Source organism: Kordiimonas sp., from assembly GCF_048264555.1.
Classification (GTDB): Bacteria; Pseudomonadota; Alphaproteobacteria; order Sphingomonadales; family Kordiimonadaceae; genus Kordiimonas.
In genome coordinates this window covers 120,325-135,293 of sequence record NZ_JBLXCX010000001.1, presented here as the reverse complement: position 1 = coordinate 135,293, position 14,969 = coordinate 120,325, and the positions used below count along the sequence as shown (strand labels likewise).

Below are 14,969 nucleotides of genomic sequence, written 5' to 3'. Positions count from 1 at the left end.
TACTATCCCGCCGTTACTTACCCAACAGTTTACCGAACCATGATTTGTTGCTGCGCCCGATGGTGTCATCTGACGTGACCGCGCGCAGAAGTGTGAGGTAAGCCTCAGCCAGCTTGCTGCTTGGGGCTTCTTCACTGATCACCGCACCCTTCTGGGTGGCCGTCATCATGGATTTCACATCAAACGGGATTTTCACATCGACCGTATGTTCGATCGAGTTTTCAAAATCCTTCTCGTCCACCTCATTGGGCACCATGCCCACCTTGTTGGCGGCGATATATACGTCTGCGGCGGGCGCGATCTGTTTGATGTGCGCAAGCAGGCGGATACAGTCCCGCGCCGCCGTGAGCGAAAAGTCAGTCACCACAACGATGTCTGTCGCTGACTTGAGCACATCGACGTGTGAGCCCAGAAGCTGCCGGGGCACGTCAACCACAACGCAGTCAAAGTTTTCACCAAGCGCATCAACAAGCTGCTCAAGCGCACCGTCTGCCGGGTCGCTCATGCCGCCGATGGGGGCCTCGCAGCCAAGGATCGAAAGTTTCTCATGGGGTTTGACCACAGCACGCTCAAGAAACAGGCCATCAACCCGGCGCGGGTTATCAAGCGCGTCTGAAAGCCCACGGCCCGGCTCAAGGTCGAACTGCATGGCGGATGTGCCAAAAAACAGGTCAAGGTCCAGCAGTGCAGTTTTTTTGCCTTGGTCAGCAAAAAGCCACGCCATATTGGCAACCAGTGTGCTGGAGCCAATACCGCCGCGCACGCCAACGCAAACAATCTGCCGGGCATCCGTTTTAGGGCCTTGTTCCTCAACCTCTTCTTCCACAAAAAGAGCATTCTCTGCGGCCACAACCGCGTTATGCAGCACATCAGCTGTCAGCGGTTTAACGAGATAATCATGAACGCCCGCGTGCAGAAGGTCCCGGTAGAGGGTCACATCATTCAGAGTACCAAGCGCCAGCACCACGGTGCCGGGTTCGCATACGTCCGCGAGCGATTGCATATCGGCGCGTGGGTCTTCGCTGTCTGAAAGGTCGACAATCAGGAACTCAGGGCAGGGCATGCCACCAAGGGCACGCACGGCGCCAGCCACCCCGCCTGAGAAGATCATGTCCGGGTCCCACCCCCGCTCAGTAATTACCGGATGCAGGATCTGGGAAGAAAGCTCGTCACAGATGAACGCGGCATATGTCTCGCGTTGATCCAGCTTTATTGCAGATGCGGATGCCATCTCTTGCCCCCTTAGTTATTGCCTGGCGCCGGGGCGCTTGGCATAGGAAGAGGCTGGGTGACAGGGGGCATGCCATCGATTGAGAAGGTCATGGTTGGCCCTGTGGGCTGCGGTGTTGGCGTATAAAGCGCGCCAACGGCTGCCGCTGTTGAGTTGCCGCCGTTCTCACCTGCAATCAAATCACGTGGGTTCGCCACCATCATGCCGAGGTTTGAGGTCACGGCGCAGCCAAAATAGCTGCTGGTGTTGTTGCGTGTATTGTTGCTGGCTTCATTGGGCCAACGGCCGCAGGCAGGTGGGGTCACGATATAGCGTTCAACATAAAGGTTGATGGTGCCGTCTGCGGGTTCTTCCCCAAGGGGGGCTTCACCGGCATATACAAGGCCGCGTTTTTTAAGGTAAGCCGCAACAGCATCCCGCCGCACGGTCGAGCTGGCGCTATCCATCATGATGATATCGCCGTGGCCCGCTTTCACGCTGAGGAGGAATGCACCAAGGGCTGCAAAAGTTGCGCCCGATGGCGTGTCGGTGCCGTCATCTTCCGCCGTGATGGTATGGCCAAGTCGCACCATGGTCACCGCGTTACGGTTGATGGTTTCACCCAGCGTTGGCTCAACAACATTGTCGTGCATGCAGGCTGTGGTGCCGAGAAGCGCGAGGCCGATAGTGATTGGCTTCAAGACGCTGGTTAGGGATGTTCTATATAGATTTACCATCGTTTGGGCCTTTCCTTAATCGAGTTGGAAGCCAGCACGCTTCTTCAAAGAAGCGCCATCGGCATTGTCGAGGGTGGAAGCCACGTCCGGCTCGGTTGGCACCCAGCGGCGGTTATTGAGGAACCGGTCCATATCTGTGGGGGCGATAAATTTGTCCGTCGGCAGCACAAGCTGGCGGTCAGACACAGGACGTACGATATAAGGGGTCACAACGATCAGAAGCTCGGTTTCCTCACGGCGGAACTTCTCTGAGCGGAACAGCGCGCCGAGGATCGGAATATCACCAAGACCCGGGAATTTATCCGAGTCTTCAACCACATTGTTCTGCAACAGGCCCGCAATCGCGAACGACTGGCCAGAGCCCAGCTCAACGGTGGTTTCAGCCCGGCGGGTGCTGATTGAGGGCACGCTGATGCCTTCAACCCGGATTGCACCGGCGCTTGAAAGGTCGCTCACTTCCGGGCGGACCCGCATGGAAATACGGCCTGTGTTCATCACCGTTGGTGTGAATTCGAGCTGCACACCAAACTCGCGGTACTGGATACCAATACCGTCACGGCTTGGAACCGGGATGGGGAACTCACCACCTGCGAGGAAGTTAGCCGTCTGGCCCGTCAGGGCTGTGAGATTGGGTTCAGCAAGGACGCGCAGGAAACCTTCCTGGTCCAGTGCATCAATGGCCCAGTTGAGGTCAAGCCCGCCACCCCCAACGCTGCCCATGAGGCTGAAGGCATCCGCCGCAGGGTTAAAGACCTTGGTGGGTAGTTCGGTTACCGGGTCCACAATGATATCGGCAACGTTACGGGTCTGAAACAATCCAAAGCCTACATCGCCTGTGCCGTATAAACCTTCCCACGCGAAGCCAAGCTGCTTCACCACACTGCGGGATACTTCCGCGATACGCACCCGCAGGTTTACCTGTGTTGGCTGGGTTACATTCAGGCTGTTCATCACCTGATCAGTGCCCAGAACCGTATGCGCCAGGCGTTCTGCCAGTGCGGCCTCATCGGGCCCACCCACCGAGCCTTTGAGTACAACAAGACGTCCGAGCATGGTGACCTCGATGGGCACACCGGGCAGCATCTGGTCAAACGCTGAACGCAGCGCGCTCAGGTTCCTTGTGACCTGTATGGTTGAGCTGTAGATGGTGTTGTCTTCGTTATCGAGCGCGTAGAAGGTTGTCTCGCCCTGCGCCTTACCGAAGATATACACGACGCGGGCAGATTTAACCTGAACGTCGGCCACCTCGGGGTTCGCGATGAAAATCTCGCTCGCCGGGCGGTCAAGCCGGATGAGGGTGCCTTTGTTGACCTCAATGGAGAGGTTTTTCGACGCTGTCGCCATCACGCTGGCGCCCTCAATATTTCTGAGCCCCTCAGCGCTTGCTGCGGGTGCCAGTGCCGTGCCGATGCCGAAGCACAGGGACAGGCAGACGGTAGCACGCTGCATCATATGTGGGATTTGCCTGATCATTTGTCGGAATCCTCTTTGGTGCGACCGAGCGTGACGACAGAACTGCTGCTGCCGCGTGAAACCCGAAGTGTTGCCCCCTTCTCGGCGTCCATCGCCGGGATAAATTCGCTGATTTCATCGCCCATGGTGTGGGTGAGTGTGCGGTCGATCGGTGGGCTTTCCGGGTCCGCCGGCAGGCCATCCGCGCCGTGCGCAAGGCTCCTGAGGCTGAGGGAGAGCGAGCCGATATTCTCAAGCATCGCCACTTTTTCGGCCATCTTTGGTGTCACCTCGATAGTGGCGGTTTTTGCGACCCGTACCTGATCACCGCTTGCGGCCGTGCGCTGGTCAACACCCAGCACGCGTACGTTCTGGAACACGGTTTCAGAGATATTATAGCGCTGCGCGCGGGATACCTCGACCGTATGGGTCAGGATCACATCGACACGGTCACCGGGGAAGATAAAGCCGCCAATGCCTGAGGTGGCGGATACCTTGATGGTGGTTGCCCGCATGCCGGGTGTCAGAATCGCCGCGAGGAAGCCGCGCTCTCCTTGTGATACAAGCGCAGTGCGGCTAATGGGTTCGCCTTTAGAGATAGGATTGCGGACCACTTTGCCAGCGAGGCCTTTAGGCGTCTCGGCCTTTTGGTCCTTCGTGCTGCGGGAAGAATAATAAGCGTCGTTAACGCCGGTTTCCGGCCAGGGCTGCCATTTCACATCCTCAGGCTTGATAATCGTGCCAACAGGGAGCTTGCGTGCAGCCACCATGATTTTGGCAGCGGCTACCTCTTGCCGCGCGACCTGTGCGGTTTGTTGGCTTTCCAGCCCACCGAGATAGCTTCTGGTGAGGAAAACCACCACCATGACGCCAACACCGGCGAGAACGATAAGGATCAGACTTCTGGGGTTCATTGCTGCCCCTCCTGGCTTCCATTTTGCCTACCCAAGGGCGACGAGGATCGCACACAAGGGTTAAAAAACTGTCTTAACTCAGGCAGAAACCGCAGAAATCCTATGCATACAGACCCAAAGACCACCGGCCATGATGGCAACCCCATAAGGGACTTTCATCAAAAAGGGCGAGGGCTCTTTCTCGAGCCGTTGCCACACCAGCATGGCTGCGGCAATCAAGCCGCCAAAAACCGCGGTGTAGAGCACAAACGGAAGGGCAAAAGAGGGGCCCGCCATCAGCGCCACAGCGGCCAGGAGCTTTACATCACCGCCTCCCATCAGCCCGGCGGCGAAAGCGCCAAGCCCAACAAGGAAGACAAAAAGCCCCGTTGCAAGCGGCCAGACAACAGCTGCTATCAGCTCCACACCCGCTATCGTTCTGGTTATGGCTGCCACCACAAACAAAGCGACGATGAAAAGCGAAAGCCAGTTGGCAATCCGCCGGGTGCGTATATCGCTGATCGCTGCCACGATAAGGGCGCCAGCAAGGGCGATATAAGTGCCTGTCTCAATTAGAAATGCTGCCTGCATTTTTTCTGTGCCTGAGATCTGAAATTAGGATTACCTGGTCCTGCGTTTCAGTAAAAAAGCCGCCGGAAAAATCGTCCCCCGACGGCTTTTGATAAGCTTAGTACTTAACCCTAAGTATCACCGACTTACGCAGGTGGGTCTTCTGCTGGTGGATCTTCAGCAGGTGCGTCTGCATCGCCAGCTTCATCAACGGCGGTTGAGACTTCACCGAACTTGGTGGAAAGCGAATCGCCGAGGGTGTTAAGCGCTGTAATCAGTGCAATTGCGATCAGAGCGGCGATAAGACCATATTCAATGGCGGTAGCGCCTTCTTCATCACGACGGAATTTAGTCAGTAGTTTCATCATTGGTTTTCTCCAGCTGCCAAGATTGGATGTCCCACTTATAGGACCTGACCCCTAAATAAAAAGTTAACGGCAAACGGAAAAATGCTTTTGTTTACAAATGGTTAGCGTAAAATGAAGCGCAAATTTACATCAAATTTTAACGAGTAAACCAAAGTCTTGAATCCACAGGAGAATTCGTAACCGCCATAGTGTGGGAACGGGCGATGGTGAGGGCAGGATCGTAGATATTCTTGTGTTTGTGGGCGGCTGGATCGCGGAAAGGGAGTATTTTTCGCGCTGGTTTTCAGGGGAAATGTATAAAAATTTTCACCTTTTTCATAAATGAAAGCCGATTCCTTTCCGCCATTTACCCCAAATAAGGGTGATTCTTCCGGGCGCGGGAGGCGAGTCTCCCACAACTTCATATAGGGATCTGGACTTCCTATAGGGGTGTGGCGAAACTGTGCGCGAATGTGCGGCGCAAGTGTGGCGGCTTTAGGGGCAGGTTTTGGGTGAGGTGTGGCGTGGGCAGGGTGCTCATAGGCGCGTGGATGCCCCCCCTTGCACGAACTCACTCACGGACGCAGCCTGAGAGACCTCTCGCGGCTATCAGGAGCCTCCTAGGGCTCCATTTCCTGCAAGGAGCCGATACGAGGACGGAAGTAGGATGCCTTCCGGATCGTACGCGCGGGGATAAAGTCGAAAATCAGCGGCTCATATTCATAGTATATTTCGGTCGCCAGGATGGTTTCATCATCCCGAAGGGTCAAACCCTCCGGCAGGGCAACGGGGTCACCCTCGGCACCAAATTCACTGTCTGCCTGCAGGGTGCCGCCGCCATTTCGCTGCCAGAAGACAGAGGCAACAACATCCTCCGTCTGGCTGATGGCTGAAACGATGGTCACCGACTGGTCACCGGTGGGGAAGGGTGTCAATATCTGCGGCACCGCCTTGAAGATATCGTCGATCACATCTTCAGAGATGGTCTCATCCCGCGTCACAAGGTCCGCGATTGAAACAACAGTATGCTGCAGCTTGAGCGTCATCAGCAGATAGTTGCCTACCTCCACCGTGCCCACAAAAAAGATAAGATAGATGGGGGCAGAGAGCGCGAGCTCTGTCAGCACAGCCCCACGGGTGTCACCACACAGGCGGCGGATAGTGCGCTCAAAGCGCCTGATGCGTTTAATAAGGCTCATTGCGCACCGCCACTGTTGCAGAGATATTGACCGCGCGGGTCGCCCAGTCAAAAAGGCCGGTGATGCTGGGGGACGTATAGCGCACGCGGTAAAGCACAATGTCTCCCGCTTCCCCAAGCCCGGCGGTGGCCATGTCGTCGTCCCACTGGCCGTTGCCGTTCACATCCGTGAAGGGTTCGCCAAACTCGTAGGAGCCACTCTCGTTCTGGTCCGTATAGGGTTCCGGCTGGCCGATATCGCCAAACTGCTCATAAACCAGTGTTTCGATCTGCACTTCATTCATATCCACCCGGCCGAAGGTTTGCTTCGCGATAATCGCCCGCACCTGTTCCTCACGGGTGGAGCCTTCGTCTATCGAGCCGGTGATACCAAAACGCGATGCCCGCATGACAGAGTTCTCAAGCGACGCTGACACAAAATAGATATTGGTCAGCTCCAGCACGCCCACAATCATGGTGAGCAGGATCGGGAGGCCGAGCGCGGCCTCAATCGCTGCAACACCGTCCTCGCGCCGGATAAGGCGGCGCAGCAGCTTTATGCCCGCCCGCCACATCATTTGGATAGCCTGAGGTTTGAAAGCTGCCGCCCGATCTGCTCAAAAGCTTCGGTGAGCGAATCTGCCGTTGGGGCATGGAAATAAAACGCCGGGTTTGAGGCACAGGCCGAATAGGCCGACTTTGTGTCATCATCAGGTGTTGAACCAAAGGTGATGGTATAGATCAGGATACCGTCGTTTTTAATGTTCTGGCAGATCCGGTCGAACCGGTCGTCAAACTCGTCCCGTGCGTCGTCAATATTTGAATAGCCAAAGTCATACAGCCGCCCAAAGGCCGTGTAGTCAGAGCCGCCAAGTTCGCTATCCTGCTCAATCAGCTCATTCACACCGTCGGTCAGCATCACGATCACCTTGTCCATATAAGGAGTATCGTGATCAAGCGGCAGGTAAGCCGGGCTGCCGGTCCAATACCCGCGCCAGCGTGGGCTTATCACCCGCCAGCCCCACACAAGGCCATAGTTGGCTGCGGTGCCGCCAAAGCTCCAGGGCTCCATCACGTCAATGGCGTCCAGCAGTTTGGATTTTTCTGCCACCAGCGGGGTTATCTCGCTCGCGCACCCCCGGTTGGGGCCAAGGGCATCGCCGCTGTCGTTCACCTCATTGATGGTGACGGTGCCTTTGCTGTCATTGATCCAGTTGTTGTCCTTATTGATCTTCTTCCAGTTTCCCCACCGGTCCTTCTTCCAGTAGGGGTCTGTATCTGCCCAGTAAAAAGGCTCAAACGGCGCTTCATTTGGTGGGGTGTCGGTCTCGTCCTCACCGCCCGCGCGGGCTTCAAGGCAGCCCTTCCATTCGGTGCCATAATATTCATTGTCCACCCGCGTTTTACCGGCCTCGGACAGCCATTCATCATGCGCGTTGCCCACATTCACATGAGTGATATAAGGCACCACGCCCGCCCACAGGTTGGTGTTGGTCTCATCGTCCCCATAAACAATGTTGATGAGATTGGTGGCTGCCGTCTTCATGGTGTCGATCTTGTTGTCCCAGCGCATGGAGCCTGTGTTGTCCATCACCAGCACCAGTTCCATGCCGCGGGTTTCGCGACTTACCTCTGTGCTGGCGCTTACGGTAATTTCGCCAAAACCAAAAAGCCGCATGAAGCTCGCTTCAACGGTTGCGGTGGCCGTCAGCGTGATCAGCTCCTGGTCGTCACTGATGTCCACCACCATTTCGCTGCTGGTTGCCACGTTGGAGATAGACGCCACATTGGCGTTGAAAAACTCGTGCGCGTCAGCTTCCATGGTATCCACAGACATGGCGTGCCCTGCCGCGAGCCCGGCACTGTCGAGCGATTTTTGAAGCACATCCTTGACGTGATACATGCGCGCGCCATCAATCGCCACACCCGCCGCCCCCGTAAGCATCAATATGCTGCCTGCAATCGCGGGCATAAAACCGCCACGGTCGTCCTTCATGAAAGACCGCATGCGGGTTATGGATGAATGTGTGCTGGCTTTGCCTTTGTGTGCCATGGTTGCCTGTACCTCTCAACACTTGTATCTCTCGATACCGGGCCGCCTGCCTGATGGCGACCACACCTTATTGGAACGACGTCCCCATCTTGCTGTAAACAGACGGGAAAAATTTGCTTAAAATTCGAGGGAAGCGGCAGTCACGCAGCTACAGATTGCAAGGCATACAATCTGTATTCCGGCATTCCTTTCAGTGGCTTAGGGAAACGCCTCCTATAAGGCCGTGCGCGGCATTTTGCTAAAATCAGCCCTAATCATGCACCGCTTGTTAACGGGTTTTACACTAAAGTTACCCGAGGCACGCGTTGGGGCGTTTTCAGGCAAGGTGAGTCGATCCCATGACTTACAATACATTAAGCAGGCTCTGCCGGGACGAGACGGCAGGCACGATGACGCTGACGGCTGTCTTGATGCCGATGATCCTCGGGTTCGCAGGGTTGGGTGTTGACGCAACCGGTTGGTATATGCATCGCCGTGTGGTTCAGAACCTCAGCGACATGGCGGCGATTGAGGCCGTGCATTCAGGCCACTATTTTGAAGACCAGGCGCTCGCAGACCGGGTGTCGGTGTTCCTTGATGACAAGGGGTATGATGCGGATACGGATAGCGTAACCGTCAACACCCCGCCCACCAAAGGCGACTATGCCGGCAAAGACGGCTTTATGGAGATCGTGGTCTCCCGCAATGTGCCGCTTAATTTCCTGAACGCCTTTTATGGTGCCGTGAGCGAACAGCCGCTTGACGTCACGGTGGCGGGCCGCGCGGTGGCGGGTACGCTTATCATCGGCACACAGTGCATTGTGGCGCTTGATGAAACCGCCGACAGGGCGCTTGATTTCTCCGGCACCGCAGATGTGGTGGCGGACTGCGGCGTGGCTTCCAACTCCACCAGCGAAGAATCGATCTATGTGGGCGGTAACGCCAGCCTCACAGCAGACCCGGCCATGGCGGTGGGTGACATTGCGGTGGATGGCAATGCGACGCTGACAACCAACAGCCCGTTGCAGACCTTCTCAGAGCCGGTAACGGACCCTTATAAAGATGTCACCATGCCGCCCATCACCTCGTGCGACTATACGGGCACGGTAGACGCGGGCGACGATATGGTGCTGACCCCGGGCCGGTATTGTGGCGGCATTGATATCAAGGGTAGCAATGTGGTGTTTGAGCCCGGCACCTATGTGATTGAGAACGGCAACTTTACCGCCAACGGTGGCGCTGAGTTTTCAGGCAGCGAGGTGGCGTTTGTTATGACCGGCACCACGGGTGATCAGGTTGGTTATGTGAATATCAACGGCGGCGCGACAGCCACGCTATCCGCGCCCACGTCGGGTGACTATACCGGCATGCTGTTTGTGCAGGACGGGGACGCCACCTATAGGGGCAAGAAAAATGCGTCTGTATTTAACGGCGGCGCAAACCTGCAGCTTGACGGTGTGTTATATTTCCCGAGCACCGACCTGACGTTCACCGGCGGTGCTGCGGCAGATCCATCCTGCTTGCAGGTGTTTGGCGCTACGGTGAGGTTTACCGGCAGCAGCCATATCGGCAATGACGACGCGATCTGTACGTCGCTGGATATGGAAATCAGCCCGCAGGTACGCATTCAACTGGTGGAATGATGATGGCTTTGCTGAAGAAATTTTTGAAGAAAGACGACGGCTCCATCGCGGTGGAGACGGCACTGATCATGAGCGTGATTGGCGTGATGGCCGTTGGCATTCTTGATTTTGGCCTAGTCTACAGCCGCAATGTGCAACTGGCGAATGCCGCGCGGGCGGGCATGCAATATGCGCTGGTCCGTAAACCGGTCGATGATGATTTCAGCGCCATTGTGAATGCTGTTATCGCTGCCGCCCCGGCAGAGAATGACAATAAAGACCGTGCCATTGGCACCGTTATGTTCTGTGAATGCCCGGACGGCACGTCGATTGACTGCACAGGTGAGGGCGGGCAGGACCTGACGTGTGAGGATGGCTCCCTGAGGGCCGCCTATCTCGAGATCACCATCTCTGAAAGCTATAGTATGTTTTTTGGGGTGCCCGGTGTTGCGAACGACCTGAAGCTCTCTGAAAGCGTGACGGTGAGGCTGAACTGATGATGCGCGCGCTCTCACACATGAAAATTGCACGTGCCATCAGGCGTCTTCGCCGTGATGAAAGCGGCGCGTCAGCGGTAGAATTTGCGCTGACCTTCCCGGTTTATATTGCGACCATCATGTTTTTTGTGGAGATGTGCCGCCTTGCCTACACCCAAGGGGTGATTATCCACGCGGCGGAGGAAGCCACGCGCTACGCGCTGGTGCATTATGATGCCACCACGGAAGAAGTGCAGGACAAGGCGCGGGCGGCGCTTATTGGCCTGACGCACGAGCATTTGACAGCTATCCTCGTCACTGCCCCCGTTGACCCGGCGGACCAGACCAAGCTCGTGACTGTGCAGGTGCGCTATAATTACACACCCATCCTGCCGTATGGCGCCCTTCTGGGGGGTGAGAATGCAAACAGCCTTTCGCTTTCTGGCGAATCCAAAGGCTTTATCACCGAAGAAATCCCCACCACATAACGCTTCCGGGTGGTCGCATGCCCAATTTCGCCTCACTTTTGCCTTGTGCGAACGCCTTAATGATGTCTACCTTTTTGACAAGAGGAAGCAGGGGACAGCAAGGCAGATGAGTGAAGAAGAAGCCGCGCTCAATGAGGTAGCGCCAGCGACAGCAAGTGAGAGCCCGGAAACCGTAACGACAGGAAGTGCTGCAAGCGGCAGGCCCGGTCCTGCCTTTATGGCTTACGCCAAACAGCACCGCCGTGAAGTGCCGGAAGACTCGGTTTTCAACTATTTCACCTCAAGTGATGATGAACAGATTCGCTATGCACGCTTTCCTGCCAGCAAGGTGATCGAGCCCAAAGGCACCATTATTTTCCTGCCTGGCCGCACCGAGTTTATCGAAAAATTCCTTGAGGATGTTCATATCTTCAACCAGCTTGGTTTTGCGTGCGCGGCCATGGACTTGCGCGGGCAGGGCATGTCGTATCGCCCGCACCCCAACAGGGAAAAACACTTCGTGCGCTCGTTCGACCCGCACATTGATGACGTGCGCCAGTTTTTTGAGCAGAAGCTGATCGGCAAGATGCCAAAGCCCTTTATCCTGATGGGTCATTCCGCCGGTAGCCATGTGATCCTGCGTTTCCTGCATGATTGCCCCGGTTATGCGGATGCGGCCATCACCGTTGCGCCTATGGTGAAAATCTTCACCGGTGGCCTGCCCAAATTTATCGTGAACGGCCTGCCGATGTTGATGCGGGCGCTGGGGCGCGGGGCAGCCTATATCCCCGGCCACACAGCCTTCAAGGAAGGGCGCTGGGGCTGGCGCAAGAAGCTGACCCATGATGACGAGCGCTTCAAGGATGAGGATTATTTCATTCAGGAAAAAGACCGCCGATTGGCGGTTGGCGGGGCCACCTATCGCTGGCTGCATGAGGCCATCAAGTCTTGCGATAAACTCAATGAGCCCGGTTACCCGGAAGCAATCGCCACACCGGTTTTGATGCTGCAGGCGGAGAAAGACCGCATTGTGGACAATGACGCGCAAACGGCCTTCGCCGCCCGGCTGCCCCATGGCCGCCTTGTGGTCATCAAAGGCGCCATGCATGAAATCCTGAAAGAAACGGACGAGATCAGGGGCGAGCTTTGGGAAGCCATCGCAGAGTTTATCGACCTTGAAAACGGGCCTGACTTCGGCCCGTTCGTGAAAGCCAGCGAGGGCAAATAAGCTCTTAAGCTTTAGTGCCTTCAAGGATGGGCAGCACTTCTTCAAGAAGCGCCGGGTCACCAACCGCGAGCAGCCGCCCGCAGTCGCCCGGTGCGTCACCTTCCCAGTTGGTGGCGCTGCCGCCTGCGCCGCGTAGCACGGGGATCAGCGCCATCATGTCATAGGGTTTGAGGCCGGATTCGATCACCAAATCCATATGGCCAGCCGATACAATGGCATAGGCATAACAGTCAAGCCCGTAGCGGTTCAGTTTTGACCGCTTGAGGATCTCGTCAAATGCCGGGAGCTCATGGTTTTTGAACAGCGCGCTGTCGGTCGTTGAAATGGTCGCTTCGTCAAGGCTTTTGCAAGCGCGGGTGCGGATAGGCTCACCGTTCAGGCTCGCGCCACCCGGCCAACCAAGATAGCGTTCCCGTATATAGGGTTGGTCTACCACACCGATGATAGGCACGCCGTTGTGCCGAAGGCCAATGAGTGTACCCCATGTGGGCAGGCCGGAGATAAAAGCCCGTGTGCCGTCCACCGGGTCCAGCACCCATTCAAACGGGCCGTCGGTTTTCTTGATGCCAAACTCTTCACCAAAAATGCCGTGGTCCGGGTAGCGGGCCTCGATCAGCGCGCGGATGGCTTCTTCCGCCCCCTGGTCTGCCTTGGTAACGGGGTCAAAGCCTGCGCCCTTGTCTTTGTCTGTTACCGGGATGGTTTTTTTGAAGTATTTCAGGGTCACAGCTGCGGCGGCATCGGCCAGCTCGCAGGCGAAAGCTTTTAAGGTTTCGATTTCCTGTGGGCTGATGGATGATGTCACGGCTTGTCCCCTTGAAACGTCTGGAAGTTGGTGCGTTTAGATATTGTTTTCTGTGCATGCAATGATTTTTCAAGGCCGGTGCCTTGCCATTGCGCTCACTTTAGATCACATATTGCGCAAGCTTGAGCAACGGGAACTGTGATGACCGAGACGGATTTTTTGATCATTGGAGCCGGAATAGCCGGGGCGGGTATCGCCTACCGGTTGGCGTCCCATGCCCGTGTGCTCATGATGGATATGGAAGATCAGGCCGGCTATCACACCACGGGCCGGTCTGCCGCCTTTTATGCGGAAACCTATGGCGGGCCGAAACTACAGCCGCTTACCACGGCATCTAAAGCCTTTCTCCATACTCCGCCTGAAGGCTTTACGGATACGCCGCTCATTAACCCCATGGGCGCTATTCATATTTTCCGGGAAGACCAACGCCGGGCGGCAGAGGAAACCTTCAAAAGCCTTGTGGCCATTGAAGGCGTGCGCCTGATCACACGAGACGAGGTGCTGCGGCGCGCGCCCTATCTGGACGGCAGCCTGATCGCGGGCGGTATCTGGGACCCGGACTGCGGCAATTTGGATGTCGCCGCGCTCCATCAGGGGTACCTGCGCGCCGCGAAGCAGATGGGGGCTGCGCTTACGCTGGGGGACCGTTTTGAAGCTGCGGCCTATGACGGCCAGCGCTGGCACGTAAAAACCCGCACAGGCCAGATCAAGGCAAGATACCTTGTGAACTCAGCGGGTGCCTGGGCCGATGAGGTGGCGCGCCGGGCTGGTGTGCAGGCGCTTGCGCTTGAGCCGCTTCGCCGCACCATCATCACCATCCCTGCGCCTGAGGGGCGGCCCTTTGACAGGCATGGCTCGCTGATTGTGGATGCGGATGAGGATTTCTATTTCAAGCCAGAGGGGGAGGGCTATCTGATCTCCCCGGCGGATGAAAGCCTGAGCGTTGCGTGTGACGCGCAGCCCGAGATGGAAGATGTCGCCATGGCCGCCGATTATTTTGAGAGGACAACAGGCGCCAAAGTTGCCCGCATTGACGCCAAATGGGCGGGCCTGCGCACCTTCGCGCGCGACAAGGCTCCGGTTGTGGGCTTTGCAAGTGATAGTCCGGCGTTTTTCTGGAACGCAGGTCAGGGCGGATACGGTATCCAGACCTCGCCCGCGTGGTCAGACATGGCGGCCAGCCTACTGCTTGGGTATTCGCTTCCAACCTATCTCACGCATGCTGGTGTGAGGCCGGAGGTCTATGCACCCGCGCGTTTTGGCAAGCTGGCGGCCGAGTAGGCGTTTTTCGTGTTACCGGTGCCGTCTGCGCCGGGTTTCCCCGAAGGCATAAACAAGGATCACCGCGCCCACAACGCCCGCGATGATGTCGCCGATAAGCCCCGTTGGGCCAAGGCCGATGACGCCAAACAGGAAGCGCCCGACGATACCGCCAAAAATGCCAAGCACGATGTTGCCAATGGCCCCGAAGCCTTCCCCGCGCATGATATGCCCGGTGAGGAAGCCAACAAGGGCGCCCAATATGATAGTGCTGATCATGATATTCCCCCTTTAGTAGCGGCTATAGCGGCGGCCATATTCAAGCTCGCGCCTCAGTTCGTCATTCCGGAACTGGCTGAGCGAATAGATCGCCCAGATTGCCGCCACAGGCCACCCGATGATGGTGAGCCACAAAAAGGCGTTCATCAAGCCCTGAAAGGGCCGGTTGATGGTAAAGAATACCAGGGGTGGAAAGATAATGGCCAAGATCAGGCGCATTTGCTTCTCCTATTTCCTCGCTAAGTCGTCATGTTTATTTGTTTTATAAATATAGATGTGGGAACGCCGCGCCTGCGTTTCAAGATTTTCACGTACGATAGGGGAAAGCGCATTTTTTTTGTGCGCGTGCCATAGTCCTTGTGCTAATGACGCAAAGGTGGGTCGCGGTTGAATGTAGTTGATGGGGCTAAAGGT

Annotated in this window: 17 protein-coding genes; 5 read left to right on the top strand and 12 right to left on the bottom strand. The window is 56.6% G+C overall.

The window, feature by feature from the left end:
• Nucleotides 1-13: 13 nt before the first annotated feature.
• From ACN0XZ_RS00565 to ACN0XZ_RS00525, 9 genes are all read right to left on the bottom strand, one after another.
• Nucleotides 14-1,231 (bottom strand): AAA family ATPase, encoded by a 1,218-nt coding sequence (locus ACN0XZ_RS00565; protein WP_417455752.1) that lies wholly within the window; start codon nucleotides 1,229-1,231, stop codon nucleotides 14-16.
• An 11-nt stretch (nucleotides 1,232-1,242) separates the two neighbouring features.
• Nucleotides 1,243-1,947 (bottom strand): CpaD family pilus assembly lipoprotein, encoded by a 705-nt coding sequence (locus ACN0XZ_RS00560; RefSeq protein ID WP_417455751.1) that lies wholly within the window; start codon nucleotides 1,945-1,947, stop codon nucleotides 1,243-1,245.
• 15 nt (nucleotides 1,948-1,962) lie between these two features.
• Nucleotides 1,963-3,420, bottom strand: coding sequence for a type II and III secretion system protein family protein (locus ACN0XZ_RS00555; RefSeq protein ID WP_417455750.1), 1,458 nt, complete (start codon nucleotides 3,418-3,420; stop codon nucleotides 1,963-1,965).
• A complete protein-coding gene (gene cpaB / locus ACN0XZ_RS00550; protein WP_417455749.1) occupies nucleotides 3,417-4,313 on the bottom strand; it encodes a Flp pilus assembly protein CpaB in 897 nt (298 codons plus the stop codon). The genes ACN0XZ_RS00555 and cpaB overlap by 4 nt, the downstream gene beginning before the upstream one ends.
• Before the next feature lie 78 nt (nucleotides 4,314-4,391).
• A complete protein-coding gene (locus ACN0XZ_RS00545) occupies nucleotides 4,392-4,883 on the bottom strand; it encodes an A24 family peptidase (protein ID WP_417455748.1) in 492 nt (163 codons plus the stop codon).
• Between the two features lie 125 nt (nucleotides 4,884-5,008).
• Complete coding sequence (locus tag ACN0XZ_RS00540; RefSeq protein WP_417455747.1) at nucleotides 5,009-5,230, bottom strand: Flp family type IVb pilin; 222 nt, start codon at nucleotides 5,228-5,230, stop codon at nucleotides 5,009-5,011.
• 599 nt (nucleotides 5,231-5,829) lie between these two features.
• Complete coding sequence (locus ACN0XZ_RS00535; RefSeq protein WP_417455746.1) at nucleotides 5,830-6,408, bottom strand: TadE/TadG family type IV pilus assembly protein; 579 nt, start codon at nucleotides 6,406-6,408, stop codon at nucleotides 5,830-5,832.
• A complete protein-coding gene (locus ACN0XZ_RS00530) occupies nucleotides 6,395-6,964 on the bottom strand; it encodes a TadE/TadG family type IV pilus assembly protein (protein WP_417455745.1) in 570 nt (189 codons plus the stop codon). Before ACN0XZ_RS00530 ends, ACN0XZ_RS00535 begins: the two co-directional genes overlap by 14 nt.
• On the bottom strand, nucleotides 6,961-8,439 hold the full coding sequence (locus ACN0XZ_RS00525; protein ID WP_417455744.1) for a pilus assembly protein TadG-related protein: 1,479 nt from the start codon (nucleotides 8,437-8,439) through the stop codon (nucleotides 6,961-6,963). Before ACN0XZ_RS00525 ends, ACN0XZ_RS00530 begins: the two co-directional genes overlap by 4 nt.
• A gap of 338 nt (nucleotides 8,440-8,777) precedes the next feature.
• Here ACN0XZ_RS00525 and ACN0XZ_RS00520 point away from each other — a divergent pair, with 338 nt between their 5' ends.
• The 4 genes from ACN0XZ_RS00520 to ACN0XZ_RS00505 all read left to right on the top strand — a co-directional run bounded on the left by ACN0XZ_RS00520 (nucleotide 8,778) and on the right by ACN0XZ_RS00505 (nucleotide 12,211).
• Nucleotides 8,778-10,061: a TadE/TadG family type IV pilus assembly protein gene (locus tag ACN0XZ_RS00520; protein WP_417455743.1), complete on the top strand. Its 1,284-nt coding sequence runs from the start codon at nucleotides 8,778-8,780 to the stop codon at nucleotides 10,059-10,061.
• A gap of 2 nt (nucleotides 10,062-10,063) precedes the next feature.
• The gene (locus ACN0XZ_RS00515; RefSeq protein ID WP_417455742.1) at nucleotides 10,064-10,537 is read left to right on the top strand and encodes a TadE/TadG family type IV pilus assembly protein; all 474 of its coding nucleotides are present in this window, start codon (nucleotides 10,064-10,066) and stop codon (nucleotides 10,535-10,537) included.
• Nucleotides 10,537-11,004, top strand: a complete 468-nt coding sequence (locus ACN0XZ_RS00510; protein WP_417455741.1) for a TadE/TadG family type IV pilus assembly protein — start codon at nucleotides 10,537-10,539, stop codon at nucleotides 11,002-11,004. Before ACN0XZ_RS00515 ends, ACN0XZ_RS00510 begins: the two co-directional genes overlap by 1 nt.
• A 106-nt stretch (nucleotides 11,005-11,110) precedes the next feature.
• Nucleotides 11,111-12,211, top strand: a complete 1,101-nt coding sequence (locus ACN0XZ_RS00505; RefSeq protein ID WP_417455740.1) for an alpha/beta fold hydrolase — start codon at nucleotides 11,111-11,113, stop codon at nucleotides 12,209-12,211.
• A gap of 4 nt (nucleotides 12,212-12,215) precedes the next feature.
• On the opposite strand, the gene hisN is transcribed toward ACN0XZ_RS00505, so the two are convergent.
• Entirely contained in the window at nucleotides 12,216-13,016 is an 801-nt protein-coding gene (gene hisN, locus ACN0XZ_RS00500; RefSeq protein ID WP_417455739.1) for a histidinol-phosphatase, read from the bottom strand.
• Between the two features lie 141 nt (nucleotides 13,017-13,157).
• On the opposite strand from hisN, the gene ACN0XZ_RS00495 reads away from it, so the two are divergent.
• A complete protein-coding gene (locus ACN0XZ_RS00495; protein ID WP_417455738.1) occupies nucleotides 13,158-14,297 on the top strand; it encodes an NAD(P)/FAD-dependent oxidoreductase in 1,140 nt (379 codons plus the stop codon).
• A gap of 12 nt (nucleotides 14,298-14,309) precedes the next feature.
• Here ACN0XZ_RS00495 and ACN0XZ_RS00490 read toward each other — a convergent pair whose 3' ends face one another.
• On the bottom strand, nucleotides 14,310-14,555 hold the full coding sequence (locus ACN0XZ_RS00490; protein WP_417455737.1) for a GlsB/YeaQ/YmgE family stress response membrane protein: 246 nt from the start codon (nucleotides 14,553-14,555) through the stop codon (nucleotides 14,310-14,312).
• Nucleotides 14,556-14,567: 12 nt separating this feature from the next.
• Nucleotides 14,568-14,774: a YqaE/Pmp3 family membrane protein gene (locus ACN0XZ_RS00485; protein ID WP_417455736.1), complete on the bottom strand. Its 207-nt coding sequence runs from the start codon at nucleotides 14,772-14,774 to the stop codon at nucleotides 14,568-14,570.
• Nucleotides 14,775-14,969 lie beyond the last annotated feature (195 nt).